The organism is Streptomyces sp. NPDC088707 (genome assembly GCF_044752725.1).
Classification (GTDB): domain Bacteria; phylum Actinomycetota; class Actinomycetes; order Streptomycetales; family Streptomycetaceae; genus Streptomyces.
The window spans coordinates 1,211,503-1,236,214 of record NZ_JBIVLV010000001.1 but is presented as its reverse complement, the minus strand read 5'-3'; the positions used below and the strand labels follow the sequence as shown (position 1 = coordinate 1,236,214).

Below are 24,712 nucleotides of genomic sequence, written 5' to 3'. Positions count from 1 at the left end.
GCCCGTGCGGGGTGTTACAGCGCCGGGTGGGCGTTCTTCAGGAGCTCCTGGAACTGGGCCGAGAACCACTGGCCCGAGATCGGGGCGTCCGGCAGCGCGCCCGACATGCTGTTCCCGTTACGGGCGTTGCCCGTGTACGTCGGGTCGCACATCCGGTCGAAGCCCTTGCCCTCGTTGTTCGGGATCTCCTTGCTGGCGCCGTCGGACTCGCCCGGGGGCTTGACCCAGACGTACGCGTCGATGCCCGCGGCGGGCGCGGCCTGGGGCCGCTCGCCGAGGCCGGCACCGGACTGGTTGCACCAGTTGCCGAGGTGGATGCGCCGGTCGTACTTGCCGCCGTTGACGTACGAGTCGACGGTCGTCGTCGGGCCCGCCGCGGTGGGCCGGGCGGTGCCGCCCCAGCCGTTGCGGGAGGTGTCGATCAGCATGCCGAGGTTGCTGTCGAAGCCGAGCGAGACCAGCTTGGTGCGCATCGCCTGGGCGTACGACAGCTCGTCGGTGTACCGGTTCCAGTCGACCCACTTCGACTGGCGCACGGAGACGCCGTTCACGCTGTCGTTGATCGTGAAGTGGTCCTCCTTCAGGGCGCTGTAGTTGGCGGTGTTGACGATGAAGCCGTGGACGTTGGCGACCGTGGAGCCCTCGGCCGTGGCGGCCTGCTTGAAGAGTTCGGCGGAGGCTCCGAAGTTGTCGTCCCAGCCCAGCCAGCCGTGGTGGCCGGCGTCCACGTAGTTGTAGACGTTGCCGATCGCGCCCAGCTTCCTGAGCGCGTAGCCGACGCCGGTGATGTAGTTGCCGTTGGCCTTCATGACGTCGCAGTTGGCCGTGGCGGTCGGGCGTCCCGAGACGTTGGTGACCAGGTTCGGCAGCGAGTCGATCTCGACCGTGGTGACGATCCGCAGGCCCGCGTACTTCGAGTCGGCGAGGATCGCGGCGATCGGGTCGATGTACTCGGTCTTGTAGCGGCCGATCTCGGTCGGGCCGAGCTCGCCGTTGGACGCGAGTGCGGCGCAGTCGCGGCCGGGCAGGTTGTAGACGACCAGCTGGACGACGAGCTCGCCGGAGCCCTTCTGCCGCAGGGCCTCGTCGAGGTGGGCGCGCAGACCCATGGAGGTGGCGGAGCCGTTGACGGCGGCGATCCGGTCCAGCCAGACAGCGGTGGGCTGCTGGGAGATCTTGGTGCCGCCCGGCTCGGCCGCCGCCTTCGCGGACCATTCGGGGTTCACGTACACCTTGGCGCCGGCGTACGGGTTGTCGGCCTTGGTGCCGGCGGGCGGTGTGGTCGGAGGGGTCGTCGGCGGTGTGGTCGGCGGGGTGGTCGGGGGTGTCGTCGGCTCGGTGGCGCCGTTGCAGACGACCCCGTTGAGCTTGAAGGTCGCGGGCACGGCGTTGGTGCCGCTGTACGAGCCGTTGAATCCGAAGGAGGTCGAACCGCCGGTGGTCAGGGTCCCGTTGTAGGAGAGGCTCCTGGCGGTGACGGCGGCGCCGGACTGGGTGAGGGTGGCGTTCCAGCCCTGGGTGACCTGCTGGTTGCCGGCGTAGGTCCACTCGAGGGTCCAGGAGGCCACCGGGTCACCGGTGTTGGTGACGGTCACGTTGGTGCCGAATCCGGTGTTCCACTGGTTGGTGATCTGGTAGTCGACCTTGCAGCCGGGGGTGGCGGCGCCGGCGGTGGCGGTGCCGAGGACGGTGGCGGTGGCGCCGGTGGCCGTGATGAGGCCGAGGGCGGCGAGGAGGGCGGTGCGGCTGGTGCGGCTCATGCGGGTGGGATTCCTTTCAGGGGGTGTTCAGGGGATCTCAGGAGGTGAGACCGCGCAGGTGGTCGCGCAGTCCGATGCCGAATGCGGTGGGCGTGCCGTCGTACGAACTGATCAGCGAGGGACCTGAGTTGCAGTTCCAGGTGTTCCAGGTCCAGCCCAGGTACGAGAGGCCGCGGTCGTCGAACCACCTCATGACGCGGTCGATGAACGCGTGTCCGCAGGTGTTCTCACCGATCTCGCCCGCGAGGAGGGGAACCTCGGCGGCCACCGGGGCGAGGCTGGTGTTCCAGCACGTCTCGTCCGCGCAGGTGTTGAAGTTGTAGACGTGCCAGGCGGCGGCCAGATTGCCCGCCGGGTCCGTGGGGCGGTACGCGAGCCACTGGCTGAGGTCGTTGGAGTACGCGATGCCCGGGACGAGGACGAGGTTCCTCGACCCCGTGGCCCGCACCGCGTCCAGCAGGTCCTGCATCCCGGCGACCTCGTAGCCGATGCCGGGGCAGGTGCCGCCGTCGCGCCAGCAGGACCAGGCCTGGGTCGCGGTGGAGGTCGCCCGGTCCGGATAGGGCTCGTTGAACAGGTCGAAGACGACCCGCCTGTCGTTCTTGAAGGTGTTCGCCACCGAGGTCCAGAACGCCGGTGTGTACCGGGCGCCGGGCATCGGCTTCTGACAGGAGGCGTGGACGTCGGCGCAGCCCGAGGAGTTGCCCGTGTACTGGCCGTGCGTCCAGTGGAGTTCGACCACCGGGGTCATGCCGTGCGCGATGACCTTGGTGACCAGGTCCTTCACGGCGCCGATGTAGTGCGTGCCCCGGTACTCGGGTTTGATGTTGTCCAGGCCGAGCCAGCACTCCTCGTTGAGTGGGATGCGGACCGTGTCGGCCTTCCAGTCGGCGATGGCCTTGACGGAGGCGTCGTCGACGGGACCGTCCCAGATGCCGTGGCCCTGGACGCACATGAACTCGCCGCCGGAGCGGTTGACGCCGAGCAGGCGTCGGGTCGCGCCGTTCTGATCGATGAACCTGTTCCCGGACACGCCGAGTTCGGGCGCGCCGGTGACCGGGGTCGGCGTGGTCGGGGGAGTGGGGGGCGGGGTGGTGGGTGGCGTGGTCGGGGGAGTCGTGGGCGGTGTCGTCGGATCGGTGGGTGTGGGTGTGGGAGTCGGCGTCGGGGGCGTGCCCGAGGAGCACGGTGTGCCGTTGAGCGTGAACGCGGTGGGCGCCGTGTTGGCGCCCGACCACGAGGCGATGAAGCCGCCCGTGACCTTCGCGCCCGTGGCGAGCGCGGCGTTCCAACTCTCGTTCACCACGGTGACGCCGGTCCCGGACTGGGACCATGTGCCGCCCCATCCCTGGCTGACGACCTGGCCGGCCGGGAAGGCGAAGCCGAGGCTCCAGCCGCTCAGCGCGGCACTGTTGTTGGTGACGGTGACGGCACCCTGGTAGCCGCCGGCCCATTGGCCGACGACCGAGTACTCCACCGTGCAGGCGGGTGCGGCCGCGGCTCCTGAGGCCGTACCCATGAGGGCGAACGCGGTGCTCGCCGTCGTGAGCGCCACTCCGGAGAGCAGCGCGGACAGGCGTGGGGGATGTCGCATGAGCGAGTCCTCGCAGCGAGGGCACACCCCTGACGGTGTGCCGACCGGACGGATTCGCTCCCACTGGTCGGGCAGACCGTAGCGGCAACTACCGCCAAGGAAAAGAGGGGTTGGGTAAATTCCCTCGCCAATTGCCTTCGACTCTTCACGCACCTTGACGCCGATGCGTCCCAACTGCACAGTGGGAGCGCTCCCACTGGTTCAGAGCTTGTCTCCATGCACGTTTCGCTCTTCGCTCCCCCGACCTTCCGAGCCGCGAGGAGAACCACCGCATGCCACGCCTCCGACCACGAACGCGACCACGCCGGCAGCTGACCGCGCTGGTCGCCGCGCTCTCCCTCCCCCTCGGTCTCACGGCCGTCGGTGCCACCACCGCCCAGGCCGCCGACGTGCGGTGCAGCGTCGACTACAGGACGAACGACTGGGGTTCGGGCTTCACCGCCGAGCTCACCCTCACCAACCGTTCCACCACCGCGCTCAACGGCTGGACCCTCACCTACGCCCACGCCGGCGACCAGAAGCTCACCAACGGCTGGAGCGGCGTCTGGTCCCAGGCCGGCAGGAACGTCACGGTGACCAACGCGTCCTGGAACGGCACCCTCGCCCCCGGGGCCGCCACCACCACCGGCGCCCAGTTCACCTACACCGGCACCAACACCGCCCCCACCTCCTTCGCGGTCGACGGCACCCCCTGCACGGGCGCCCATCAGCCGCCCGTCGCCGTCCTCACCAGCCCCGCACCGGGCGCCGTCCACACCTCGGGCGACGCGGTGCCGCTCGCCGCCACCGCCGCCGCGGCCGACGGCGCCACCGTGAGCAAGGTGGAGTTCTACAGCGACACCGCGCTCCTCGGCACCGACACCACGGCGCCCTTCGCCGTCAGCGCGACCGGGCTCGCCACCGGCGCCCACTCCCTCTACGCCAAGGCCTACGACAGCCTCGGCGCCTCCGCCGAGTCCGCGCCCGTCGGCATCACCGTCGTCGCCGGCCCCGCGCTCGTCGCGGCCCCCAGCCGGCTCGGGGTACGCCAGGGCGGCACCGGCACCTTCGACCTGAAGCTCTCCACCGCCCCCACCGCCGACGTCACGGTCAGCATCGCCCGTACCTCCGGCAACACCCAGCTCACCGCGACCCCGGCCTCGCTCACCTTCACCCCGGCGAACTGGAACACCGCGCAGAAGGTGACCGTCGCCGCCGCGGCCACCGGCACCGGATCCGCCGTCTTCACCGCGACCGCACCCGGCCACGCCAAGGCCGAGGTCACCGTCGCCCAGCTCGCCGCGAACTCCCCGTACGACGCCCGCTTCCTCGACCTCCACGGGAAGATCACCGACCCGGCCAACGGCTACTTCTCGCCCGAGGGCATCCCGTACCACTCGGTCGAGACGCTGATCGTCGAGGCCCCCGACCACGGGCACGAGACGACCTCGGAGGCGTACAGCTACCTCATCTGGCTCCAGGCCATGTACGGCAGGATCACCGGCGACTGGACCAAGTTCAACGGCGCCTGGGCGACCATGGAGAAGTTCATGATCCCCACCCATGCCGACACGCCCACCACCTCCACGTACAACCCCTCCAAACCGGCCACGTACGCCCCCGAGTGGGACCTGCCCTCCCAGTACCCGGCGCGGCTCGACTCGGGAGTGACCTCGGGCTCCGACCCGATCGCCGCGGAACTCAAGAGCGCGTACGGCACCGACGACATCTACGGCATGCACTGGATCCAGGACGTCGACAACGTCTACGGCTTCGGCAACGAGCCGGGGAAGTGCTCCGCCGGTCCGACGGCGACCGGCCCCTCCTACATCAACACCTTCCAGCGCGGCCCGCAGGAGTCCGTCTGGGAGACCGTCACCCACCCCACCTGCGACAACTTCAGCTACGGCGGGCGGAACGGCTACCTCGACCTCTTCACCGGTGACGCCTCCTACGCCAAGCAGTGGAAGTTCACCAACGCCCCCGACGCCGACGCCCGCGCCGTCCAGGCCGCCTACTGGGCCGACCTCTGGGCCAAGGAGCAGGGCAAGGGCGACCAGGTCTCCACGACCGTCGGCAAGGCCGCCAAGATGGGCGACTACCTGCGGTACGCCATGTTCGACAAGTACTTCAAGAAGGCCGGGAACTGCGTCGGCCCCACCACCTGCCCCGCCGGCACCGGCAAGGACAGCGCGCACTACCTGATGTCCTGGTACTACGCCTGGGGCGGCGCCACCGACACCTCCGCAGGATGGTCCTGGCGCATCGGCTCCAGCCACGCCCACGGCGGCTACCAGAACCCGCTCGCCGCCTACGCGCTCAGCGAGTACGCCCCGCTCAGGCCCAAGTCGACGACGGGCGCGGCCGACTGGGCGACCAGCCTCGACCGGCAGCTGGAGTTCTACCGCTGGCTCCAGTCCGACGAGGGCGCCATCGCGGGCGGCGCCACCAACAGCTGGCAGGGCCGCTACGCCACCCCGCCGGCCGGCACCCCGACCTTCCACGGCCTCTTCTACGACGAGAAGCCCGTCTACCACGACCCCGCGTCGAACCAGTGGTTCGGCTTCCAGGCCTGGTCCATGGAGCGGGTCGCCGAGTACTACCGGCAGACCGGCGACGCCCAGGCGAAGTCCGTCCTCGACAAGTGGGTCTCCTGGGCCCTGTCCAAGACCACGATCAACCCGGACGGCACCTACCGCATCCCCTCCACCCTCCAGTGGTCCGGCGCGCCCGACACCTGGAACGCGGCGAGCCCCGGCGCCAACGCCGGCCTGCACGTCACCGTCGCCGACTACACCGACGACGTCGGCGTGGCCGCCGCCTACGCCAAGACCCTCACCTACTACGCGGCCAGGTCCGGCCACGCCGAGGCCAAGCGCGTCGCCAAGGCCCTCCTCGACGGCATGTGGGACCACCACCAGGACCCGCTGGGCATCGCCGTCCCCGAGACCCGCGCCGACTACCACCGCTTCGACGACCCCGTGTACGTACCGGACGGCTGGGCCGGCACCATGCCCAACGGCGACCCGGTGAACGCCTCCTCCACCTTCGCCTCGATCCGCACCTTCTACCAGGACGACCCGGCCTGGCCGAAGATCGAGGCCTATCTGGCGGGCGGCGCCGCGCCCGTCTTCACGTACCACCGGTTCTGGGCCCAGGCGGACATCGCCCTGGCCATGGGCTCGTACGCGGAGCTGCTCACCTAGCAGCCGCCCCGCACGGAGCGGCTCCGCGGACGACGAGACCGGGCGGACCCCGACAAGGGACCGCCCGGTCTTCCCCACGCACCGCGCCGAGTACGGCTCGTCGCGGTCGGCGGCCCGCTCGGGGACCTGTGCGAGTCGATGGTCAGGCGGGGCGCCCACGCCAGGGACGCCGGTCGCCGGCTGCCCGGCTCCGGTGGTCCGCTCGGTCGAGGAGCCGGGACCCGGCACGGCGCCACCCTTGGACGCCCTGGTCGGGACGTACCTACGATGCCGGTGATCACCGCCGCCGTGGCGCTCCGCGGCGGCGTCACCGTATCCCGGGGGGATTCCATGGACGCCTACAACGTGCCGGTCGGACCGGCAGCCGTGCGGGGCCCGCGCTTCAGATTCCGCAACCCGATCGGTCCGGCGCTCGTCTGCCAGGCGCTGATCGCCGCCCAGGCCCTCGCCGACGTCTCCGTCATGGCGACCGGCGGCAAGGACTCGCCCTGGCTCGCCGAGGACATGGTCCCGTTCCCGGCCGTCCTCCAGGTGTCGTGCTGGATCGCGTTCATCGTCTGGTTCTTCCGCGTCCGCAGCAACGCCGAGGTCCTCGCCCCCGGCAGCCACAGGTACCCGGTGGGCTTCGCCATCGGCGCCTGGGCCATTCCGCTCGCCATGTGGTGGCTGCCGCGCCGTATCACCCTCGACATCCACCGGGCCGGCGGCCCGCCCCGCGACGCCTGGCTGATCAACGCCTGGTGGTTCGTCTGGCTCCTCGACGGCCCGCTCTCCGTCGCCTTCCACGCCCCGGTCGTCGACCCGTTCGGCTACCGCGACCCGGTCGACCAGAGCCTCGGCATCCTGTGCGCGATCCTCGCGATCGCGGTCATCCGCCGGGTGACCGCGGCCCAACCGGCCGGCCCCCTGCCGTACTTCAACATGACCTGAGCCCCGGGCCCCGCGCCGGGGGACCGGCGCGTCGACGGGGAAGGGACGGCGGACGTCGGTGCGGACGAGGCCGCCGTACGCGCCGGCGGGGGGTCGCCGTACCGCCCGCCGGCCCGCCGTACGCCGTGCCCTGGAGCACCCAGGCCCAGTAGGAAAGCGCTGGCGTCTGGCGTCCGTCCCCTCGCGCGCGACGCCCCCGCACAACCCCGCCCGGCGGCCCGGCGCTTGGAGTCTTCACGGCCCGCCTGGACAGCTCGGCGAGCGGCCGCTTAGGGTCGGGTTCCGAATCATCGACGGGCCGTTCGCCCGGAACACCGGGAACAGCCGAGGAGCTCGCACGTGGTCACCCTCGCCGATGTCGCCCGCCACGCCGGGGTGTCGGCCAGCACCGTCAGCTACGTGCTCAGCGGCAAGCGCTCCATATCCGCCCCCACCCGCGAGCGGATCCAGCACAGCATCGACACCCTCGGCTACCGGCCGCACGCCGGCGCCCGCGCGCTCGCCAGCAGCCGCACCGGCATCCTCGCCCTCATGATGCCGCTCCGCACCGGCCTCCACGTGCCGGTCACGACGGAGATCGCGATGGCCGTCACCACCACGGCCCGCTCCCACGGCTACGACGTCCTGCTGCTCACCGGCGAGGAGGGCCCCGAGGCCGTCCGCCGTGTCGAGGGCAGCGCCATCGCCGACGCCATGATCGTCATGGACGTCGGACGCGACGACCCCCGGCTCCCCTGCCTCCGGGAGGCCGAGCGGCCCGCCGTCCTCATCGGACTCCCCACCGTATCCGCGGAAGCCGCCGACACCGCCGGACTCGACTGCGTCGACCTCGACTTCGAGGCCGCCGGAGCACGCTGCGTCGAGCACCTCGCCGGACTCGGCCACACCCGCGTCGCCGTCCTCGGCGAGCCGTCCGCCGTCCTCGGCGAGCCGTCCGCCGTCCTCGGCGAGCCGTCCGCCGTCCACGAGCGGGGTACGGGCTTCGCCGCCCGCACCCTCGCCGGACTGCGCGCCGCCGCCGGAACCCATGGCGTCGGCCTGCTCCACCGGCCCGTCGACGGCACCTACGCGGCCGTCGCCGCCGCCGTCACCCGCGTCTTCGAGGAACGCCCCGGCACCACGGCCCTCGTCGTCCAGAACGAGGCCGCCGTCGAGCCGCTGCTCGCACTCCTGCGCCACCAGGGCCGCGCCGTGCCCGAGGACGTCTCCGTGGTCGCCGTCTGCCCCGACCAGGTCGCCGTCCACGCCTCCGTACCGCTCACCGCCGTCTCCGTGCCCGCTCAGGAGATGGGCCGCCTCGCCGTCGAACGGCTCGTCCGGCGCCTCGCCGGTGAGACGCCCCGGGGCACGGAGCTCATCCCGCCGCTGCTGACCGCGCGAGCGAGCAGCGGCCCGGCCCCGTCCGGCTCCGTTCCCACCGAGGAGCGTCGTGGTCGCGGCGGACGCTGAAGCGGCGGACAGCGCGGCCGAGTTCCGGGAGTTCTTCGAGCGCCACTACGCCGAACTCGCCCGCCTCGCACACCTGTTGACGGGTGAGACCGACGCCGCCGACGACCTCGCCGCCGATGCCATGCTCGCGCTCTGGCACCGCTGGGACCGGGTGCGCGCCGCCGACCACCCCGCCGCCTACGCCCGCGGCGTCGTCGCCAACCTCGTCCGCACCCGTATCCGCGGCACCGTCCGGGAACGGCGCCGGATCGCCGCCTTCTGGGACCGCCGCCCCGACCACACCGAGGACCCGGACGTGCCCGCCGTCGTCGACGTGCGGACGGCGCTGCGCGCCCTGCCGTTCCGCAAGCGCGCCTGCGTCGTGCTCCGGCACGCCTTCGACCTCTCCGAACGCGACACCGCTCTCGCGCTCGGCGTCTCCGTCGGTACGGTCAAGAGCCAGACCGCCAAGGGCATGGCCGAGCTCCAGCGGCTGCTCGGTCCCCGGGCGGCCACCGAACTCGCCGCGGGGAGGCGCTGATGGACGAGACACGGCTGCGCCGCGAGCTGCGGGAGGCGGCGCTCACGCACCGGCCGGACCGCGCCCGCATGCTCGCCCGGGTGGAACGCGGTATGACCACCCCCGCGCACGCCCCCGCGGCCCGGCCGCCCCGGCCCGCCGCCCGCTGGGCCGGTCGCCGCTGGACGGCCGTCGTGGCCGTCGCCGCGGCCGTCGCGGGAGTCGTCGGCCTCGGCGGTCTCGCGGCGACCACGCTGAACGACCGGCCCGCCCCGCCCGCCACCACGCTCCCCGGGCCCGGTCCGAGCGCCCGGGCGACCGCCGCGATCGACCCCGGCAGCAACCGCTGGTGGGCGCAGAGCGATCTCCGCCTGACGACGGACACCCCCGTCAGCGGCCTCACCGTCGAACTGAGGATCGTCCGCACCCCCGGCGTCGTGAGCACGGGCCACTGGCGCACGCGTCCCGCCGAGGACTTCACGGTGACGGTGACCGAGGAGGGCCGGGATCTGGTCTACCGCTGGACGCTCAAGCCGGGCCGGCCTGTCCCGCCGGGGCCCCATGTCTTCGCCGGACAGTACAACCACGCCGAAGGGGTCCGGGACGCCTCGGCCGACACGTACGCCGTCGTCCTGACGGGCGCCGACGGCGGCCGGTCGACCCTGCGTGGCGACTTCGGGACGACCGGACCGAAGTGACGACCGGACCGAAGTGACAACGGGGTCGGAGTGACGACGGGGGTCGGAGTGACGACGGGGGTCGCAGTGACGACGGGGTCGGGGTGACGACCGGGCCGAAGCGGGTGGCCGCCCGGGCGGCCACCCCGGCGGCAGCCTGGTTCAGGCGCCCGTCGTGGAGCCGGGACGGACGATCATCAGGACGACGACCACGGCCCAGAGGACGTTGAACATCCCGGTCGTCATGGACAGCCGGGACGCGGTGGGCCGCGCCGCCTCCTCCGTGGCCGCGCCCTCGGCGAGGGCGAGCAGACGCCGCTGGCCCGGCAGGACGGCCAGGCCGAGCAGGGCCGCGGCGGCGACGGTGAGCACCAGCGAGACGATCAGCCACGCGTCGGTCAGCACACCGAGCTGGGCCCCGGTGGCGATGCCGAACACCGGCACGACGACCCCGGCGACCGCGTACCCGGTGCAGACCCGATGGAGGAGCACGGCCGTTCCCGTCCCCTCGGACCGGCCGTCCGGCTCCTCGCCGCCGCAGGCCCGGAGCGCGGTGCGCGGGAACATCGAGGCGGCCACGGTGATCGATCCGACCGTGACGATCGCCACCAGGACGTGGACGGACAGCAGGAATTCGGTCACGGCGCATGCCTCCGGACGAGAGCGGGATGTTCTGGCTGCCAATAGGTTGGCTACCAATACATACACTGTCTGCGCCCTCTTGTGTAGGCTGCCTACCTATGAAGGCGGATGCGGTGCGAGGGCACCTGGACGGACTGCTGCTCGCGGTGCTCGAACCGGGCCCGCTGCACGGGTACGCGATCATCGCCGCGGTGCAGCAGCGCAGCGGAGGCGCGCTCGAACTGCGCACGGGCACCATCTATCCGGCCCTGAACCGGCTGGAGCGCACCGGCCTGCTGAGCAGCAGCTGGCAGTCCTCAGGGGAGCGGCGCCGCCGCTGCTACGAGCTGACCGACGAGGGCCGGCGGACGCTCGCCGGCGAACGCACGGCGTGGAACGAGTTCACCGCGGCGATCGGTTCGGTCCTCAACCCCACCCCACCGCGGGGGCTCGCCACATGACCGCCGCGGACAAGAGCGCCGACACCCCCGCCGGTACCGATCCCGCCGGCGACCCCCTCGCCGCGTACGTCGCCGACCTCACCGCCGCCCTGGACGGGCCCGCCCGGACCAAGGACCGGATGATCGAGGAGATCCGCGGCGGACTCGAGGACACGGCGGACGCCCGGATCGAGCGGGGCGTCCCACGGCACGAGGCGATCCGTGCGGCGGTCCGCGAGTTCGGCACCGTCGACGAGCTCGTACCGAGCTGCCAGCGGGAGCTGACCCTCGCCCAGGCCCGGCACACCGCCCGCGTCGTGGCGCTCACCGCACCCTTCCTGATCGCCTGCTGGTACCTCACCGGCGTCCCCGCCCAGGAACCCGCGGGACCGGTTCTCCACACCTCACGACTCCTGGCCGCCCACCTGTCCGGAGTCGCGATCGCCGCCACCCTGCTCGCCGCCGCGGCGCTGGCCGTCACCGGAACCCTCGCCCGCCGGCTCTCCCCGCCGGCCCGGCTGCCGGCCGTGGTCGCCTGGACCGGCACGACCGCGGGAGCCGCCATGGCGGTGACGACACTCGCCCTCGTCACCGCCGCCGCGCTCGCGACGAACTGGCCGCTGCTCGCCTTCGCGGGCGCGCTCGCCGCCGCCTCCCACGCCGTCGTGGCGACCTCCGCCCGCGCCTGCCGCCGCTGCGCGCGGCTGCCGGTCCTCCGGGCGCCGGAGCCCGGCTGACGCCGGACGTCGCGCGGGAGCACCCGGGCGTACCTCCCCGGGGCGTCTGCGTGGGACGTTGGAGATGACCGCCCGCTCCGTCACGATGAGGGGATGAGCAACGGTTTCACCACACGCGTCCTGGACGTCACCACCGGAGGGTCGGAGACGGTGTACGACCTGACCGGGGAGTGCGCCGCCTTCCTGGCGGAGGTGGCAGAGGGGCGGGGAGGCCTCCTCAACGTCTTCACCCCGCACGCGACGGCGGGCGTGGCGCTGATCGAGACGGGCGCGGGCAGCGACCACGACCTGCTGACGGCCCTGCACCACCTGCTTCCCGCCGACGAACGCTGGCAGCACCGCCACGGAAGCCGGGGCCACGGCCGTGACCACGTCCTGCCGGCCCTCGTCGCCCCGCACGCGACACTCCCGGTGATCGACGGTGAACTGGCGCTCGGCACCTGGCAGTCGGTGTGCCTGGTGGACACCAACAAGGACAACCCCGACCGCCAGGTCCGCCTGTCGTTCCTGGGATGACGGAGCCGGTGGCCGTGCGGGACGAGGGGCCGGGGCGTGACTGCCACATCCACCGCCAGGTCGCGCGATCGCTCCAGTCGAAGTCGTCACGGTCCCAGGCGTCGACGGTCAGGGCGTTCCGGCTCCAGGTGCGTTGCGCCTGCTCCTACCCGCCGGGCCCCGTGGCGGAAGCCGTGCGGTGAACGGCGCCCCGGGGACGCTTCGGTGGGATGTGAGGGCATGCGGCTCCTCCTACAAGGGGGTGGGCTCAGCAGGAGCGACCGGCGCCCGCCTGGTGGTCGACGAGGGCGGGTACGGCGCGCGGGTGGTCGACCCGGGTGCGCAGGGCGGGGGTCCAGCCCGCGTCGGCACGCAGCAGCTCCTCCGGGAACCGGGCGTTGTGGACGGCGAGGAGGTCGACCGGCCTGCCGTTCACGTAGTTGCCCACGGTGGTGACGGGCGCGTCCTTCCACTTCTTGAGGATCTTGCCCGCCGGGACGTCCCCGGCGAGCGTGAACGCGTTCCTCTCCGCGAACAGTTGGGACTCCTGCCCGATGCCGAGGCTGTACGCGTACGTCGAACTCGGCACCACGAAATGGTTGTTGTACGCGTCGACCTGCCCGAACCGGACCCGCGGCGCCCGCTCGACCACGTTCTTGAAGAGGTTGTGGTGCAGGGTGACCCGCAGCCTGCCCCGGTCGGTGGCGCCCGCGCTGTCGCTGTTGCCGATCATCAGGGTCTTGTCGTGGTCGGTGAACACGTTCCACGAGACCGTGACGAGGTCCGCGCCCCGCACGATGTCCAGCTCGCCGTCGTGCTGCTGGTAGACCTCGCCGTAGTACGAGGGCAGCGAACTGTCCGGGTGGGCCCCGTCGGTGAACGTGTTGTGGTCGATCCAGACATGGGTGGAGCCGTACACGACGAGGCTGTCGTACTCGGAGTTCCACGCCCCGGTCGCGCCGTCCGTCGGGTCCCACTGCGGGAAGCAGTCGAGCGGGCTCTCCATCGTCAGGTTGCGGATCACGACGTTGTCGACGCCCTGCACCTGGAGGCTGCCGCCGGTGATCCCGGCGTGCCTGCCGACCCCGACGATGGTGGTGTTCGCGGGCACGCCGACCTTGATCGCCTTGCCCTGGGCGGTCGCGGACGCCGCCCGCAGATCCTCCTGGGGGCCGCTGACCACGTTCTCGTACCCCCAGACGGCGGGGTCGTAGTCGGCGAGGTAGCGGGCGAAGTCGTAGCCGGGGGCCTCGAAGGCGGCGCAGCCGGCGGCGGTGGCGTTCAGCGTGCCCACGACCTTGACGATCCGGGCCTCGGTGCCGGGCACGGCCAGCGCGGCCCGGAACTCCTCCCAGGTGGTGACGGTGAGCACCCGGGAGGCCACGGCCGCCGCCCCGCCGGTCGTGCCGGTCCCCTCGGACGCCCAGCCGTCACCGGCCGGCAGCGTGGCGCGGACGGGGTCGGCACCGGGGCGCGGGGCGGCCTGGGCGCCGGCCACGGGGGCGGTCACCGCCAGGGTGAGGGCGGTGGCGGCCACCACTCCGCGTCGCATGCGTCGGTTCACGATCGGCTCTCCTCGAACTCGGAAACGGCAGGGGCAGGTTCGGGCCAGGTGATGAGCCCGGCGGGAACGTGGTCGTCCACGCGGCGCGTCTCGCGCGGGGCGAGGGCATGGGTGCGGAGCAGCTCGGCGATGACCAGCCGGGCCACCTCGATCGCCCCCGGCGGGTTGAAGTGGGTGTTGTCCTGCTCGGTCGCGGTCCAGTTGAAGTACGTCGTGGTGGCCTCGGGGCCGAGCCGCTGCCACAGGGCGAGCGACAGCGCCTCGATGTCGAGGAGGGGGACGTCCGACTCGCGTGCGGTCTCCCGCATCGCCGCCGGATACGCGCCGAGCGTCCGCAGCGCGGTGCCGTCCACGTCGAACCTGCGCCGCTCGACGGAGGTGGCGAACACCGGGAGGGCGCCCCGGGACCGCGCGCCCTCGACGAAGACCCGCAGGTTGTCCTGGTAGCCGGTCCACGGCTCGGTGTAGCGGGTGGGGTCGGCGACCTTCTGGTCGTTGTGGCCGAACTGGATCAGGAGCAGGTCGCCGGGGCACAACGCGGCCAGGATCGCCTCGAGCCGTCCCTCGTCGAGGAAGCTCTTGGTGCTGCGCCCGTCGACGGCGTGGTTGGCGACCCGTACCCCCCGGTGCAGGAAGAAGGGGAGGGCCATGCCCCAGCCGGTCTCGGGCGCGGCGTCGGCGTACTTCTGGGCGGCGGTGGAGTCGCCGGCGATGAAGAGGGTGCGCATAGGGCGGTGTCCTTGGGAACGGGCCGGGGGAGCCCCGGCCAGGGCGAGCGCGAGGCCCGCCCCGGCCGAGACCACCGCGCGGCGGCCGACGCTCACGGGTTCTGCTGCTTCCACTCGGCCTGAGCCGTGTTCAGCTGCTCGGCCAGGTGGTCGAGGAACTCCTTGGCGGTGGACGTCCCGAGCAGGACCTTCTGGAAGCCCGGCTCGTTCTCGGCCTTGGAGATCGTGTTCCAGTCCGGCAGGTAGTAGGGCAGCTCCACGATCGTGGCCTTGCCGCTGAAGAGGACCTCGGCGCCGAGCTTCGTCGGCTCCGCCTCCTGGAGCCAGGGGTCCTGCGCGGCCTCCGTGTTGGCCGGGATGGCGCCGGCCGACCTGTTCCACTTGCTGTTGGAGGCGTGCGAGGCGGCGAACTCGATGAACTTCCAGGCGGCGGCCTTGTTCTTGCTGGAGGAGAAGAGGCCGAGGCCGTCCACCGGGTTGGAGACCTGCACCCGGGTGCCGTCGTCGAGGGTCGGGTTGGGGATGCCCCGGAACCTCTCCGTGCCGAGGGCCTTCACATGGTCCTGGTACGAGCCGAGGTTGTGGTTGAGCATGCCGATCTGGCCGCTGTCCCACTGCGCGACCATCTTGGTGAAGTCGTTGTTGACGTCGGCGGCCGGCGTGGTCTTCTTGAACAGGCCTGCGTACCTCTCGAGCGCGGCCACGTTCTTCGGGTCGTTGACGGTGGTCCTGTCACCGTTCCAGAAGCTCTTGATGCCGCTCTGGCCGTACATGGCGTCCAGCGCCTGGGCGATCGAGCCCGCGCCGCCGCGGATCGTGTAGCCGAAGCGGTTCTTGTCGATGTCCGTCAGCTTCTCGGCCGCCGTGTAGAACTTCGACCAGGTGGTGGGCTCCTGCAGGCCGGCCGCCCTGAACAGATCGGTGCGGTAGTACAGCACGCCGTTGCTCGCGGAGGTGGGGACGGTGAACAGTCTGCCCTGTCCGCCCGCCGCCTTCACGCTCGCGACCATGCCGGCGTTCAGCCTGCCCTTGAGCGTGCTGCCCTCGATCCGCGCGTCCAGGGGCTCCAGGGCGTTCTGCGCGGCGATCCCGGCGAGCATCGCGGCGCCGACGCCGCCGACGTCCGGCAGTCCGTCGCCCTGGATCGCGGTGTCGTACTTCGACTGGACCTCCTTGGAGGCGATCCCGACGTACTCGACGTCGATGTCGGGGTTCGCCTTCTCGAAGTCCGCGATGATCTCCTTCCAGACGTCGGTGCGGACACCGCCGTTGTTGTCCCAGAAGGTGATCTTGCCCTTGCCCGATCCCTCGGTTCCCTTGTCGCCGCCCCCGCCGCTGCCGTCGTCACCGCAGGCGGTGGCGGTCAGGGCGAGGACGCCGGTCAGGGCGAGGGCGAGGGCGGCTCTGCGCCGTCCGCCGGGGAAGATGGTCATCGTCGGCTCTCTTCTCTCGGGGTGTTGCGGGGACTACGGGGAGGGGGTGTGGGGGAGTTCGGGGCGGGGCGCCGGTGGGGCGGCCCCGGGTGGTGCCGTTCGGGCGGCGGTGACGCGGAAGTCGGAGAACACGGCCGTCCCGGCGTGTCCCGCGCCTTCCGGCGCCCCGGCGAACAGGCCGAGCAGCGCGCCGACCCAGCGCCAGGGCGTGGCGGCGAACTCCGGCCCGAGCCGGACCGGACCGCCACCGGAACCGCTGTCGGGGCCGGCCCCGGGCGCGGGCCCCGGCGCGGACCCGGCATCGACGCCGACGCCGACGCCGACGCCGGGACCGGGCCATGGGTCGGCATCGACGCCGGCGCCGGGACCTGTATCGGCGCCTGGACCGGTGTCGTACGAGAACCGGCAGCGCGCGTCCGTCGTGACCTCGACGCGGAGCAGGGCCCGGTTCCCGGTCAGCGGCCGGGAGCGGGCCGCGTCGCGTTCGCGGTCCGCGTTCGCCGGGGCGAAGCGGTGGACGAGCCGGGCCGTGCCGTCCGGCGCCCGTTCCAGGCCGATCCACGCGTACGCGTCCCCCAGGACGACGAGACCCGCGCGGGCTCCGGGCGCCACCGAGTCGAGCCGCAGCCCGACCTCGACGACCACGGCCCCGGCGGGCAGCCGCTGGGTGAGGACGTGTGGCACGCCGCGGAGATCGGCCGTCCGGTGCGACCGCACACAGTCGAGCCGCAGCCCGTCGCCCGTGTGCCGACTGGCCCAGCCCTCGCCCGGGTTGGCGGTCCACTGCCACTGCCGGCCGAACCGGCCGCCGGGAAACGTGTCGTCCACGGCCGGCCGCGCCGGCGGCTGTTCCGGCAGGGCCGGCTTGCGGTGCACCCGGACCGGGGCGCCCTGGTGGCCGAGCACGGGCCAGCCGTCCGGGTCCCAGCGCATGGGCTGGAGATGGACGAGCCGGCCGTGCGCGCCCGACTGCTGGAAGTGCAGGAACCAGTCCTCGCCCGGCCCCGTGCGCACCCAGCCGCCCTGGTGCGGGCCGTTGACGTCGGTGTCGCCCTGCGCGAGGACGATCCGCTCCTCGTACGGGCCGAAGAACGACCGCGACCGGAACGCGCCCTGCCAGCCGGTGGCCACGCCCCCGGCCGGGGCGAAGATCCAGAACCAGCCGTCGTGCCGGTACAGCTTCGGGCCCTCCAGGGTGAACCAGCCGGGGAGCCGGTCGGCGTCCACGAGAACCCGGCCCGCGTCGAGGAGCCTCGTCCCGTCCGGGCTCATCCGGTGGCCGGTGAGCCGGTTGTTGAAGCCGGCGCGGGACTTGGCCCAGGCGTGCACGAGGTAGGCCTCGCCCGACTCCTCGTCCCACAGCGGGCAGGCGTCGATCAGGCCCCGGCCCGCCTTCACCAGGTGCGGGGTCGTCCACGGGCCGCGTACGGAAGGGGCGTTGACCTGCTGGATCCCGTGGTCGGGGTCGCCCCAGAAGATCCAGAAGCGGCCGTCGTGGTAGCGGAACGAGGGCGCCCAGACCCCGCGGTCGTGCCGGGGTTCCGTGAACGCGGCGGCCGGTTCGAGCCGCTCCAGGGCGTGTCCGACGAGCGTCCAGTTGACCAGGTCCCGGGAGTGCAGGAGCGGCAGCCCGGGGGCGCGGCCGAAGCTGGACGCGGTCAGGTGGTAGTCCTCGCCGACCCGGACCACGTCGGGGTCGGACCAGTCGGCGGCGAGTACGGGGTTGCGGTACGTGCCGTCACCGAGGTCACCGGTCGGAAGGACGGCACCGGCCCCCGTCGGAAGGACGGCACCGGCCCCCGTCACGACGTCACCGCCTTGCGTACCAGGGCCGCGGCCCCGTTCCGGTCGAGGCGCCCGTCGGCGACGAGGGTCACCACCCGCCGAACGAACGTCTCTCCGGCGGCCACCGGAAGCCGTTCGTCGTGGGCGAGCGAGGAACCGACTCCCGGGTACTCGGCGGCCCGGACGAACCACGGGTCCTCACGGGTCCGGGCTGTCGCCCCGGCGAACACCAGGGTCCAGCCCTCGCCCGCGAGGGCCACCCAGTCCGCGCGGGCCCCGTGCACCGCCTCCTCGCCGTCCGGGCCCGGACCGTCGCCCACGACCCCGGCACCGAACACCACGGGAGCCGCCGCCTCCTTCGGCGCGCGCCAGAAGAAGCCGCCGTACGCGGCGCCCGGCCGGCCGTTCGTCGCGGGGCTGCCGAGCGACAGGTCCCGCCCGGACACGTTGGTGAGCGAGAAGGCGAGGTCGAGCGCCCAGGCCGTCTCCGTGAGCGCGGTGGCCGCCACCGTCCGGTGCTCGCGGAGCAGCCGCTCGCCCCCGGCCGTCCAGGTCAGCTCCGCCACGAAGCCGTCCGGGTCGCACAGCTTGAACCCGTCGTGCCGCTGCACCCCGTGGTTGTCGAGAGCGACCGGCCCGCGGTCGCGGACGAAGGTGCGGCCGCCCCAGAAGTTGTGGCCGGCGACGTCGGGTATGGCGACGCCGGCGCCGAGGTGGTGCGGATGGTCCTCGGGCGCCGTCTCGGTCACGGGCCGGCCGGCGAGGGTCGTGACCGGGTGGAGGTACGGCCGCGGGGAGCGGTCGGGGGCCGGCGCGGGCCGGGTCGTGTACCGGGCGACGGTCCGGCCCGCGCAGCGCAGGACCGTCGGGGACTCGGGGATCACCGGGCCACCGCCCGGGGCGACGGGGCCCAGGAGGCACCGAGTTCGGAGAACAGCCTCAGTCCGTCGGCACTGGCGTCGACCAGGGCGTCGACGCCGTCGACGACCCGGCGCGGCCCGCTCTCGCCGGGCTCGGTGTGCCAGTGCGCGGTGGGTATCGCCAGCGGGTCGGGGGCCGTCCGCACCGCCTCGACGACCCGCATGAACGCGCCGGTCGCCGCAGGCGGCACCCGCAGCTGCTCGCCGTCGGTGAGGTGCGCGACGAGGTTCTCCAGGAGGTCGGTACGGGCGTACTCGGTCTCCACCGGTCCGTGCCCGGCGCGCTGCACGAGCACCCGGTCCTGCCGGTACCAGAAGGTGATCCGGCCCCGGGTGCCGTGGACGACGACGTACGGCTCCGAGGACCGTTCGGCGCAGAGCGTCGCCGCGACGGTGATCCGGGTGCCGGCCGAGGTGACGATCCGTACCGCGGAGGTGTCGTCGGACTCGATGGCATGGGCGCGCAGCAGCTCGGTCTCGATGTGCTCGACGTCCTCGGCGCGGGTGGCGCCGGACAGCGCGAGCGCCGTGGCGACGGCGTGCGCGAGGGGGTTGGTGAGCGCTCCGTCGACGACGTCGGCCCCGCCGAGCCGGCGGTGGCCCGCCCAGGGCGCGCGCCGGAAGTAGGCCTCGTCTCGGACCCAGGCCCCGGCCGCGCCGACGCCGAGGAGTTCGCCGATCGCGCCCTCCGCGACCATCCGGCGGATCGCGGGCACGGCGTGCGACCCCAGCGACTGGAACCCGATCTGGCAGGCCACCCCGGCCGCCTCGACGCCGTCGGCCATCCGGCGGTACTCCGCGTACGACGGGGCAGGCGGCTTCTCCAGGAGGATGTGCGCCCCGTGCCGGGCGGCGGTGAGCGCCATGTCGGTGTGGGTCTGGATGGGGGTGCTGAGCACGGCGATCCGGGCGCCGGTGGAGGCGAGCAGCGCCTCCAGGTCGGCGGACTGCTCCGGGGCCCCGATGCCGTCGAGTTCGGCGGCGTCGAGCGGGCGCAGCTCGCAGATCCCGGCGAGACGGACGAGTCCGCGTCCTTCGAGCCGGCGGATGTTGAGGAGGTGGCTGCGGCCGTGGCCGCGGGCACCGGCGAGGACGACCGGCAGGGGTGTGCGCGGGGTGTCCATGTCCTCCCTGTGCACGGGGGTGCCGTTCATCCCTTCACCGCCCCGGCGCTGAACCCGGTGACCAGCCACTTCTGGATGAAGGCGAAGACGATGACGACGGGTACGGCGGCGATGACGCCGCCCGCGGCGAGCGCTCCGAGGTCGACGCTGTCGGCGCCCATGAGGGTGTTCAGGCCGACCGGGATCGTCTGCTTGTCCTGGCTGCTGAGAAACATCAGGGCGAAGAGGAAGTGGTTCCAGGCGTGCACGAACGCGAAGGAGCCGACGGCGACCAGACCGGGCCTGAGCAGCGGGAGGACGACGATCCGGAAGGCGGAGAACCGGTTGCAGCCGTCCACCCAGGCTGCCTCCTCCAGGGAGTACGGCACGTTCCTGATGAAGCCGCTGATCAGGATCATCGACAGCGGGAGCTGGAAGACGGTCTCGGCGATGATCACACTGCCCAGGGAGTTGATCATCTTCAGCTCGGCGAAGATCTGGAACAGCGGGACGAGGAGCAGGGCGCCCGGCACGAACTGCGAGCAGAGCAGGGCCAGCATGAAGCCCTTCTTGATCCTGAAGTCGAAGCGGGCCAGCGCGTAACCGCCGGCGAGGGCGACCACGGTGGTGCTGATGAGCACCGCGACCCCGATGAACAGGCTGTTCTGGAAGAAGACGCCGAAACTGCGGTCGTTCCAGACCTTCTCGAAGTGCGCGGTCGTCATCGGCCAGGGCAGCAGCGAGGTGGAGCCGGCCGGGCGCACGGCGAAGAGCAGGATCCAGTAGAAGGGGACGAGGGTGAAGACGAGGTAGATCCCGAGGGGCAGATAGATCTGCCAGCGGGGCACCTCGTCCCACGCCCTGTGCCTGGCGCGGGCGGTGGCGGGCGGCGTCCGGTCGGGGGGTGGCGGGACCTGCGCGGTTCCGGGGGAGGGAGCGGCGGTCAGGATGGACTCGGTTGTCATGTGGCGTCGCCTCCGAACTTGCTCAGGCGCAGATAGACCATCGAGCAGAAGAGAAGGATCACGAACGCCACCGTGGTGAGGGCGGAGGCGTATCCGAAGTCGTGGGCGTCGACGCTGGTGTGGGCGATGTACAGCGGCAGCGTGGTCGTCTCGCCCGCGGGGCCGCCGCCGGTCAGCGTGTACAGCAGGTCGACGTTGTTGAACTCCCAGACCGCGCGCAGCAGCGTGGAGAGGACGATCGCGTCCCGGATGTGCGGCAGGGTGATGTGGACGAACTGCCGTACCCGGCCCGCCCCGTCGACCTCGGCCGCCTCGTACAGGTCCTTCGGCACGGACTGCAGGTCGGCCAGGATGAGGATGGCGAAGAAGGGCACCCCGCGCCAGAGATCGGCGACGATCGCGGCCGGGAACACGGTCGAGGTGTCGGAGAGCCAGGACGTGCCGTATGTGCCGAGGCCCAGGTCCGCGAGGTAACGACTGATCCCGGTCTGGGAGTTGTAGAGCAGCACCCAGATCGCGGAGGTGAGTACGCCCGAGACGGCCCAGGGGGAGAAGACCAGGGCCCGGCCCAGGGCGCGGCCCACGAAGGTCTGGTTCACGATGAGCGCGAGCGCGAGTCCGAAGAGGAGCTGGAGCGTCACCTCGACGACGACCCACTTGAGGCTGAAGGTCAGCGTTCCCCAGAACCGCGGGTCCTCCGCGAAGATCCGGGTGAAGTTGTCGAGACCCGCGAAGCCGTTTCGCCAGGGCTTGGTGGGGTTGTAGTGCTGGAGGCTGTAGGAGAAGACGCTGATCACCGGGTAGGCGATGAAGCCCAGCATCAGCAGGCCGGCGGGGGCGATCAGGAGGTACGGCAGTCGGCGGGGCGTCGCTCCCGTGCGACTGCGGCGCCGTGCCGTGACGGCTCGGGGCGGTGGGGTCACAGCTGAGGCCATGACGGCGGCTCCGTTCTCGGTGAAGCGTGAAGCGCTTCGCGAACGACGTTCGAGATTTCGGACAGGGTGGAGCGGGCGGAGCTGATGGCGCTGCTGGACGGGGTGGGGTCGGGCGGTTCGGTGGGACGGGCCGGCGACCCCGGCACCGCTGGAAGGCGGGTTCTCAGCCCGCGTACGGATCGGGGGTGGTGCCCGGACGCGCCAGGAAGGCGAAGTCGCAGCCGGTGTCGGCCTGGGAGATCTGCTCCATGTAGAGCGCGCCGTAGCCGCGCTCGTACCGGGCCGGCGGCGGGGCCCAGGCGGCCCGGCGGGCGTCCAGCTCCTCGTCCGTGACGTGCAGGTGGAGGGAGCGCGCGGCGACGTCCAGGGTGATCGTGTCGCCCGTACGGACAAGGGCCAGGGGTCCGCCGACATGGGACTCGGGCGCCACATGCAGCACACACGCCCCGTAACTCGTACCACTCATCCGGGCGTCGGAGATCCGCACCATGTCCCGCACCCCCTGTTCGAGCAGGTACCGGGGGATGGGCAGCATGCCGTACTCCGGCATCCCCGGACCGCCCTTCGGGCCCGCGCCCCGCAGCACCAGCACATGCTCGGGCGTGATGCCCAGCGCCGGATCGTCGATGGTCCGCTGCATCGACCGGTAGTCGTCGAAGACGACCGCGGGACCGGTGTGCCCGAGCAGCCGCGGCTCGGCCGCGATGTGCTTGATCACAGCCCCGTCGGGGCAGAGGTTGCCCCGCAGCACCGCGACCCCGCCCTCGGCGGTCAGCGGCCTCGAACGGTCCCGGATCACCTCCTCGTCGTGCACGAGCGCGCCGTCGAGCTGCTCCCGCAGCGTGGTGTGCGAGACCGTGGGGCGGTCCAGGTGCAGGACGTCGGTGAGCCGGGACAGGAAGCCCGGCATCCCGCCCGCGAAGTGGAAGTCCTCCATCAGGAACCGCCCGCCCGGCCGAAGGTTCGCGAGCACCGGCACCGTCCGCGCGATCCGGTCGAAGTCGTCGAGCGTCAGCTTCACCCCCGAGCGCCCCGCCATCGCGATCAGATGGATCACCGCGTTGGTCGAGCCGCCGAGCGCCAGGACGGCGGCGACCGCGTCCTCGTACGCCTCCTGCGTCAGGATCCGCGACAGCCGCAGGTCCTGCCGTACGAGCTCCACGATCCGCAGCCCCGAGGCCGCCGCCATCCGGTCGTGCCCCGAGTCGACCGCCGGCACCGAGGAGGCACCCGGCACGGTCACGCCGAGGGTCTCCGCCGCGGCGGTCAGGGTGGACGCCGTCCCCATCGTCATGCAGTGCCCGGGGGAGCGGGCGAGGCCGCTCTCCAGCTCCGCCATCTCGCAGTCGCCGATCCGACCGGCCCGCTTCTCGTCCCAGTACTTCCACATGTCCGTACCGGAGCCGAGGGTCTCGCCCCGCCAGTGCCCCGGCAGCATCGGCCCCGCCGGAACGAACACCGTCGGCAGGTCGACCGAGGCCGCGCCCATCAGGAGCGCCGGGGTGGTCTTGTCGCAGCCGCCCATCAGCACCGCCCCGTCCACCGGGTACGAGCGCAGCAGCTCCTCCGTCTCCAGCGCGAGGAGGTTGCGGTAGAGCATCGGGGTCGGCTTCTGGAACGTCTCCGAGAGGGTGGAGACCGGGAACTCCAGCGGGAAGCCGCCGGCCTGCCACACCCCGCGCTTCACCGCCTGCGCGCGGTCGCGGAGGTGCACGTGGCAGGGGTTGATGTCGGACCAGGTGTTGAGGATGGCGATCACCGGCTTCCCGAGGTGCTCCTCGGGGAGGTAGCCGAGCTGCCGGGTGCGGGCGCGATGACTGAAGGAGCGGAGGCCGTCGGTGCCGTACCACTGGTGACTGCGCAGCTCCTCGGGGCGCCGACCGCCTCCGGTGGGCCACCCGCCTTCGCCGCCGGGCCGCCGGTCCGCGTCGACGGGCCACCCGCCTTCGCCGCCGGGCCGCCGGTCCGCGTCGACGGGCCCCGCGCCGCTCATATCGGCCACCCGGCCGCGATCGTGGCGACCTCGGGCCGCTCGCTCCCGGGGAGTTCACGGCTCGGCGGGCGGACCGACCGGCGGCAGAGGCCGAGGGAGGCGAGGGCCTCCTTGACCACCGTCACGTTGTCGGCGCTGCCGTTGGCCGCGCGCAGCTCCTCGAAGCGGCGGATCCGCTCCCAGACCTTCATCGCGGTCGGGTAGTCGCCGGACCGCAGCGCGTCCAGCATCTCCAGGGAGAGCGCGGGGGAGACGTTGACCAGGCCGGACGTGAAGCCGGTGGCGCCGCTCGCGAAGTAGGCGGGGGCGTACGGCTCGGCCAGGCCCGCCACCCAGACGAAGCGGTCGAGGCCCGCGTCCCGGGCGAAGCCGGCGAACCGGGCCGCGTCGGGGACCGCGTACTTCACCCCCACGACGTTGGGGCAGGCGGCGCCGAGCTCGGCGAGCCGGGCCCCACCGAGCAGCGGATTGCGGATGTAGGGGACGATCCCGAGCTCGGGGACGGCCTCGGCGATGGCCCGGTGGTAGTCGACCCAGCCGCTCTCGGAGACGTACGGGTGCACCGGTTGATGGACCATCACCATGTGGGCGCCCGTGGCGCGGGCGTGCCGGGCCGCCTCGACCGCGGTCGGCACGTCGTGGCCGACGCCGACGAGGATCGCGGCACGGTCGCCGGCCTCGTCGACGGTGATCTCGGTGAGGGAGCGGCGCTCCTCGGGCGTGAGGGCGTAGAACTCGCCGGTGTTGCCGTTGGGGGTGAGGGTGCGGACCCCGCCGTCCAGGAGCCGGCGCAGCAGCGCGCGGTGGGTGACGGTGTCCACGGAGCCGTCCTCGGCGAAGGGGGTGACCGGGATGGCCACGACGTCGGCGAGGGCGGCCCTCATCGTCTCGAATTCCAT

Annotated in this window: 21 protein-coding genes and 1 pseudogene; 9 read left to right on the top strand and 13 right to left on the bottom strand. The window is 72.5% G+C overall.

Features of this window, described 5'->3' with window-relative positions; translation table 11 throughout:
• Window positions 1-14: 14 nt before the first annotated feature.
• Together ACIP84_RS05495 and ACIP84_RS05490 are read right to left on the bottom strand one after the other, a co-directional pair.
• The gene (locus ACIP84_RS05495; protein ID WP_401794793.1) at window positions 15-1,760 is read right to left on the bottom strand and encodes a glycoside hydrolase family 6 protein; all 1,746 of its coding nucleotides are present in this window, start codon (window positions 1,758-1,760) and stop codon (window positions 15-17) included.
• 37 nt (window positions 1,761-1,797) lie between these two features.
• On the bottom strand, window positions 1,798-3,354 hold the full coding sequence (locus ACIP84_RS05490) for a cellulase family glycosylhydrolase (protein ID WP_401794790.1): 1,557 nt from the start codon (window positions 3,352-3,354) through the stop codon (window positions 1,798-1,800).
• Between the two features lie 272 nt (window positions 3,355-3,626).
• On the opposite strand from ACIP84_RS05490, the gene ACIP84_RS05485 reads away from it, so the two are divergent.
• From ACIP84_RS05485 to ACIP84_RS05460, 6 genes and pseudogenes are all read left to right on the top strand, one after another.
• Window positions 3,627-6,539 carry a glycoside hydrolase family 48 protein gene (locus tag ACIP84_RS05485; RefSeq protein ID WP_401794787.1) on the top strand — a complete coding sequence of 971 codons (2,913 nt, stop codon included), beginning with the start codon at window positions 3,627-3,629 and terminating at the stop codon, window positions 6,537-6,539.
• 108 nt (window positions 6,540-6,647) lie between these two features.
• Window positions 6,648-6,731 (top strand): annotated as a pseudogene (locus tag ACIP84_RS05480) (phosphatidate cytidylyltransferase); the annotation flags it as partial.
• 75 nt (window positions 6,732-6,806) lie between these two features.
• Window positions 6,807-7,469 carry a DUF4328 domain-containing protein gene (locus ACIP84_RS05475; RefSeq protein WP_401794784.1) on the top strand — a complete coding sequence of 221 codons (663 nt, stop codon included), beginning with the start codon at window positions 6,807-6,809 and terminating at the stop codon, window positions 7,467-7,469.
• Between the two features lie 339 nt (window positions 7,470-7,808).
• A complete protein-coding gene (locus ACIP84_RS05470) occupies window positions 7,809-8,918 on the top strand; it encodes a LacI family DNA-binding transcriptional regulator (RefSeq protein WP_401794781.1) in 1,110 nt (369 codons plus the stop codon).
• Window positions 8,899-9,438 (top strand): SigE family RNA polymerase sigma factor, encoded by a 540-nt coding sequence (locus ACIP84_RS05465; protein WP_401794778.1) that lies wholly within the window; start codon window positions 8,899-8,901, stop codon window positions 9,436-9,438. Before ACIP84_RS05470 ends, ACIP84_RS05465 begins: the two co-directional genes overlap by 20 nt.
• Window positions 9,438-10,115 (top strand): hypothetical protein, encoded by a 678-nt coding sequence (locus ACIP84_RS05460; RefSeq protein ID WP_401794776.1) that lies wholly within the window; start codon window positions 9,438-9,440, stop codon window positions 10,113-10,115. Before ACIP84_RS05465 ends, ACIP84_RS05460 begins: the two co-directional genes overlap by 1 nt.
• A 141-nt stretch (window positions 10,116-10,256) precedes the next feature.
• Here ACIP84_RS05460 and ACIP84_RS05455 read toward each other — a convergent pair whose 3' ends face one another.
• Window positions 10,257-10,736, bottom strand: coding sequence for a DUF2269 family protein (locus tag ACIP84_RS05455; RefSeq protein WP_401794773.1), 480 nt, complete (start codon window positions 10,734-10,736; stop codon window positions 10,257-10,259).
• A gap of 98 nt (window positions 10,737-10,834) precedes the next feature.
• On the opposite strand from ACIP84_RS05455, the gene ACIP84_RS05450 reads away from it, so the two are divergent.
• The 3 genes from ACIP84_RS05450 to ACIP84_RS05440 all read left to right on the top strand — a co-directional run bounded on the left by ACIP84_RS05450 (window position 10,835) and on the right by ACIP84_RS05440 (window position 12,408).
• Entirely contained in the window at window positions 10,835-11,176 is a 342-nt protein-coding gene (locus tag ACIP84_RS05450) for a PadR family transcriptional regulator (protein WP_355965576.1), read from the top strand.
• Window positions 11,173-11,892 (top strand): permease prefix domain 1-containing protein, encoded by a 720-nt coding sequence (locus ACIP84_RS05445; RefSeq protein WP_401794770.1) that lies wholly within the window; start codon window positions 11,173-11,175, stop codon window positions 11,890-11,892. The genes ACIP84_RS05450 and ACIP84_RS05445 overlap by 4 nt, the downstream gene beginning before the upstream one ends.
• 93 nt (window positions 11,893-11,985) lie before the next feature.
• Entirely contained in the window at window positions 11,986-12,408 is a 423-nt protein-coding gene (locus ACIP84_RS05440; RefSeq protein ID WP_401794767.1) for a secondary thiamine-phosphate synthase enzyme YjbQ, read from the top strand.
• 247 nt (window positions 12,409-12,655) lie between these two features.
• Here ACIP84_RS05440 and ACIP84_RS05435 read toward each other — a convergent pair whose 3' ends face one another.
• The 10 genes from ACIP84_RS05435 to ACIP84_RS05390 all read right to left on the bottom strand — a co-directional run bounded on the left by ACIP84_RS05435 (window position 12,656) and on the right by ACIP84_RS05390 (window position 24,712).
• Window positions 12,656-13,939, bottom strand: coding sequence for a polysaccharide lyase family 1 protein (locus tag ACIP84_RS05435; protein WP_401795683.1), 1,284 nt, complete (start codon window positions 13,937-13,939; stop codon window positions 12,656-12,658).
• 8 nt (window positions 13,940-13,947) lie between these two features.
• Window positions 13,948-14,775: a rhamnogalacturonan acetylesterase gene (locus ACIP84_RS05430; protein ID WP_401794764.1), complete on the bottom strand. Its 828-nt coding sequence runs from the start codon at window positions 14,773-14,775 to the stop codon at window positions 13,948-13,950.
• The gene (locus ACIP84_RS05425) at window positions 14,772-16,112 is read right to left on the bottom strand and encodes an ABC transporter substrate-binding protein (protein ID WP_401794761.1); all 1,341 of its coding nucleotides are present in this window, start codon (window positions 16,110-16,112) and stop codon (window positions 14,772-14,774) included. The genes ACIP84_RS05430 and ACIP84_RS05425 overlap by 4 nt, the downstream gene beginning before the upstream one ends.
• Before the next feature lie 33 nt (window positions 16,113-16,145).
• Window positions 16,146-17,918: a family 43 glycosylhydrolase gene (locus tag ACIP84_RS05420; RefSeq protein ID WP_401794758.1), complete on the bottom strand. Its 1,773-nt coding sequence runs from the start codon at window positions 17,916-17,918 to the stop codon at window positions 16,146-16,148.
• Complete coding sequence (locus ACIP84_RS05415; protein ID WP_401794755.1) at window positions 17,915-18,781, bottom strand: PmoA family protein; 867 nt, start codon at window positions 18,779-18,781, stop codon at window positions 17,915-17,917. Before ACIP84_RS05415 ends, ACIP84_RS05420 begins: the two co-directional genes overlap by 4 nt.
• Entirely contained in the window at window positions 18,778-19,971 is a 1,194-nt protein-coding gene (locus tag ACIP84_RS05410; protein WP_401794753.1) for a Gfo/Idh/MocA family protein, read from the bottom strand. The genes ACIP84_RS05415 and ACIP84_RS05410 overlap by 4 nt, the downstream gene beginning before the upstream one ends.
• Window positions 19,968-20,885, bottom strand: coding sequence for a carbohydrate ABC transporter permease (locus tag ACIP84_RS05405; protein ID WP_401794750.1), 918 nt, complete (start codon window positions 20,883-20,885; stop codon window positions 19,968-19,970). The genes ACIP84_RS05410 and ACIP84_RS05405 overlap by 4 nt, the downstream gene beginning before the upstream one ends.
• Window positions 20,882-21,820, bottom strand: coding sequence for a carbohydrate ABC transporter permease (locus ACIP84_RS05400; protein WP_401794747.1), 939 nt, complete (start codon window positions 21,818-21,820; stop codon window positions 20,882-20,884). Before ACIP84_RS05400 ends, ACIP84_RS05405 begins: the two co-directional genes overlap by 4 nt.
• A 163-nt stretch (window positions 21,821-21,983) precedes the next feature.
• Window positions 21,984-23,813, bottom strand: a complete 1,830-nt coding sequence (gene araD / locus ACIP84_RS05395; RefSeq protein WP_401794745.1) for an L-arabinonate dehydratase — start codon at window positions 23,811-23,813, stop codon at window positions 21,984-21,986.
• The gene (locus ACIP84_RS05390; RefSeq protein WP_401794742.1) at window positions 23,810-24,712 is read right to left on the bottom strand and encodes a dihydrodipicolinate synthase family protein; all 903 of its coding nucleotides are present in this window, start codon (window positions 24,710-24,712) and stop codon (window positions 23,810-23,812) included. Before ACIP84_RS05390 ends, araD begins: the two co-directional genes overlap by 4 nt.

Excerpts from the sequence above, each read along its gene's own strand:
- ACIP84_RS05495 (WP_401794793.1), bottom strand. The coding sequence starts at position 1,760 with ATGAGCCGCACCAGCCGCACCGCCCTCCTCGCCGCCCTCGGCCTCATC.
- ACIP84_RS05490 (WP_401794790.1), bottom strand. The coding sequence starts at position 3,354 with ATGCGACATCCCCCACGCCTGTCCGCGCTGCTCTCCGGAGTGGCGCTC.
- ACIP84_RS05485 (WP_401794787.1), top strand. The coding sequence starts at position 3,627 with ATGCCACGCCTCCGACCACGAACGCGACCACGCCGGCAGCTGACCGCG.
- ACIP84_RS05475 (WP_401794784.1), top strand. The coding sequence starts at position 6,807 with ATGCCGGTGATCACCGCCGCCGTGGCGCTCCGCGGCGGCGTCACCGTA.
- ACIP84_RS05460 (WP_401794776.1), top strand. The coding sequence starts at position 9,438 with ATGGACGAGACACGGCTGCGCCGCGAGCTGCGGGAGGCGGCGCTCACG.
- ACIP84_RS05450 (WP_355965576.1), top strand. The coding sequence starts at position 10,835 with ATGAAGGCGGATGCGGTGCGAGGGCACCTGGACGGACTGCTGCTCGCG.
- ACIP84_RS05445 (WP_401794770.1), top strand. The coding sequence starts at position 11,173 with ATGACCGCCGCGGACAAGAGCGCCGACACCCCCGCCGGTACCGATCCC.
- ACIP84_RS05440 (WP_401794767.1), top strand. The coding sequence starts at position 11,986 with ATGAGCAACGGTTTCACCACACGCGTCCTGGACGTCACCACCGGAGGG.
- ACIP84_RS05435 (WP_401795683.1), bottom strand. The coding sequence starts at position 13,939 with ATGCGACGCGGAGTGGTGGCCGCCACCGCCCTCACCCTGGCGGTGACC.
- ACIP84_RS05425 (WP_401794761.1), bottom strand. The coding sequence starts at position 16,112 with ATGACCATCTTCCCCGGCGGACGGCGCAGAGCCGCCCTCGCCCTCGCC.
- ACIP84_RS05410 (WP_401794753.1), bottom strand. The coding sequence starts at position 19,971 with ATGAACGGCACCCCCGTGCACAGGGAGGACATGGACACCCCGCGCACA.
- ACIP84_RS05405 (WP_401794750.1), bottom strand. The coding sequence starts at position 20,885 with ATGACAACCGAGTCCATCCTGACCGCCGCTCCCTCCCCCGGAACCGCG.
- ACIP84_RS05400 (WP_401794747.1), bottom strand. The coding sequence starts at position 21,820 with ATGGCCTCAGCTGTGACCCCACCGCCCCGAGCCGTCACGGCACGGCGC.
- araD (WP_401794745.1), bottom strand. The coding sequence starts at position 23,813 with ATGAGCGGCGCGGGGCCCGTCGACGCGGACCGGCGGCCCGGCGGCGAA.
- ACIP84_RS05390 (WP_401794742.1), bottom strand. The coding sequence starts at position 24,712 with ATGGAATTCGAGACGATGAGGGCCGCCCTCGCCGACGTCGTGGCCATC.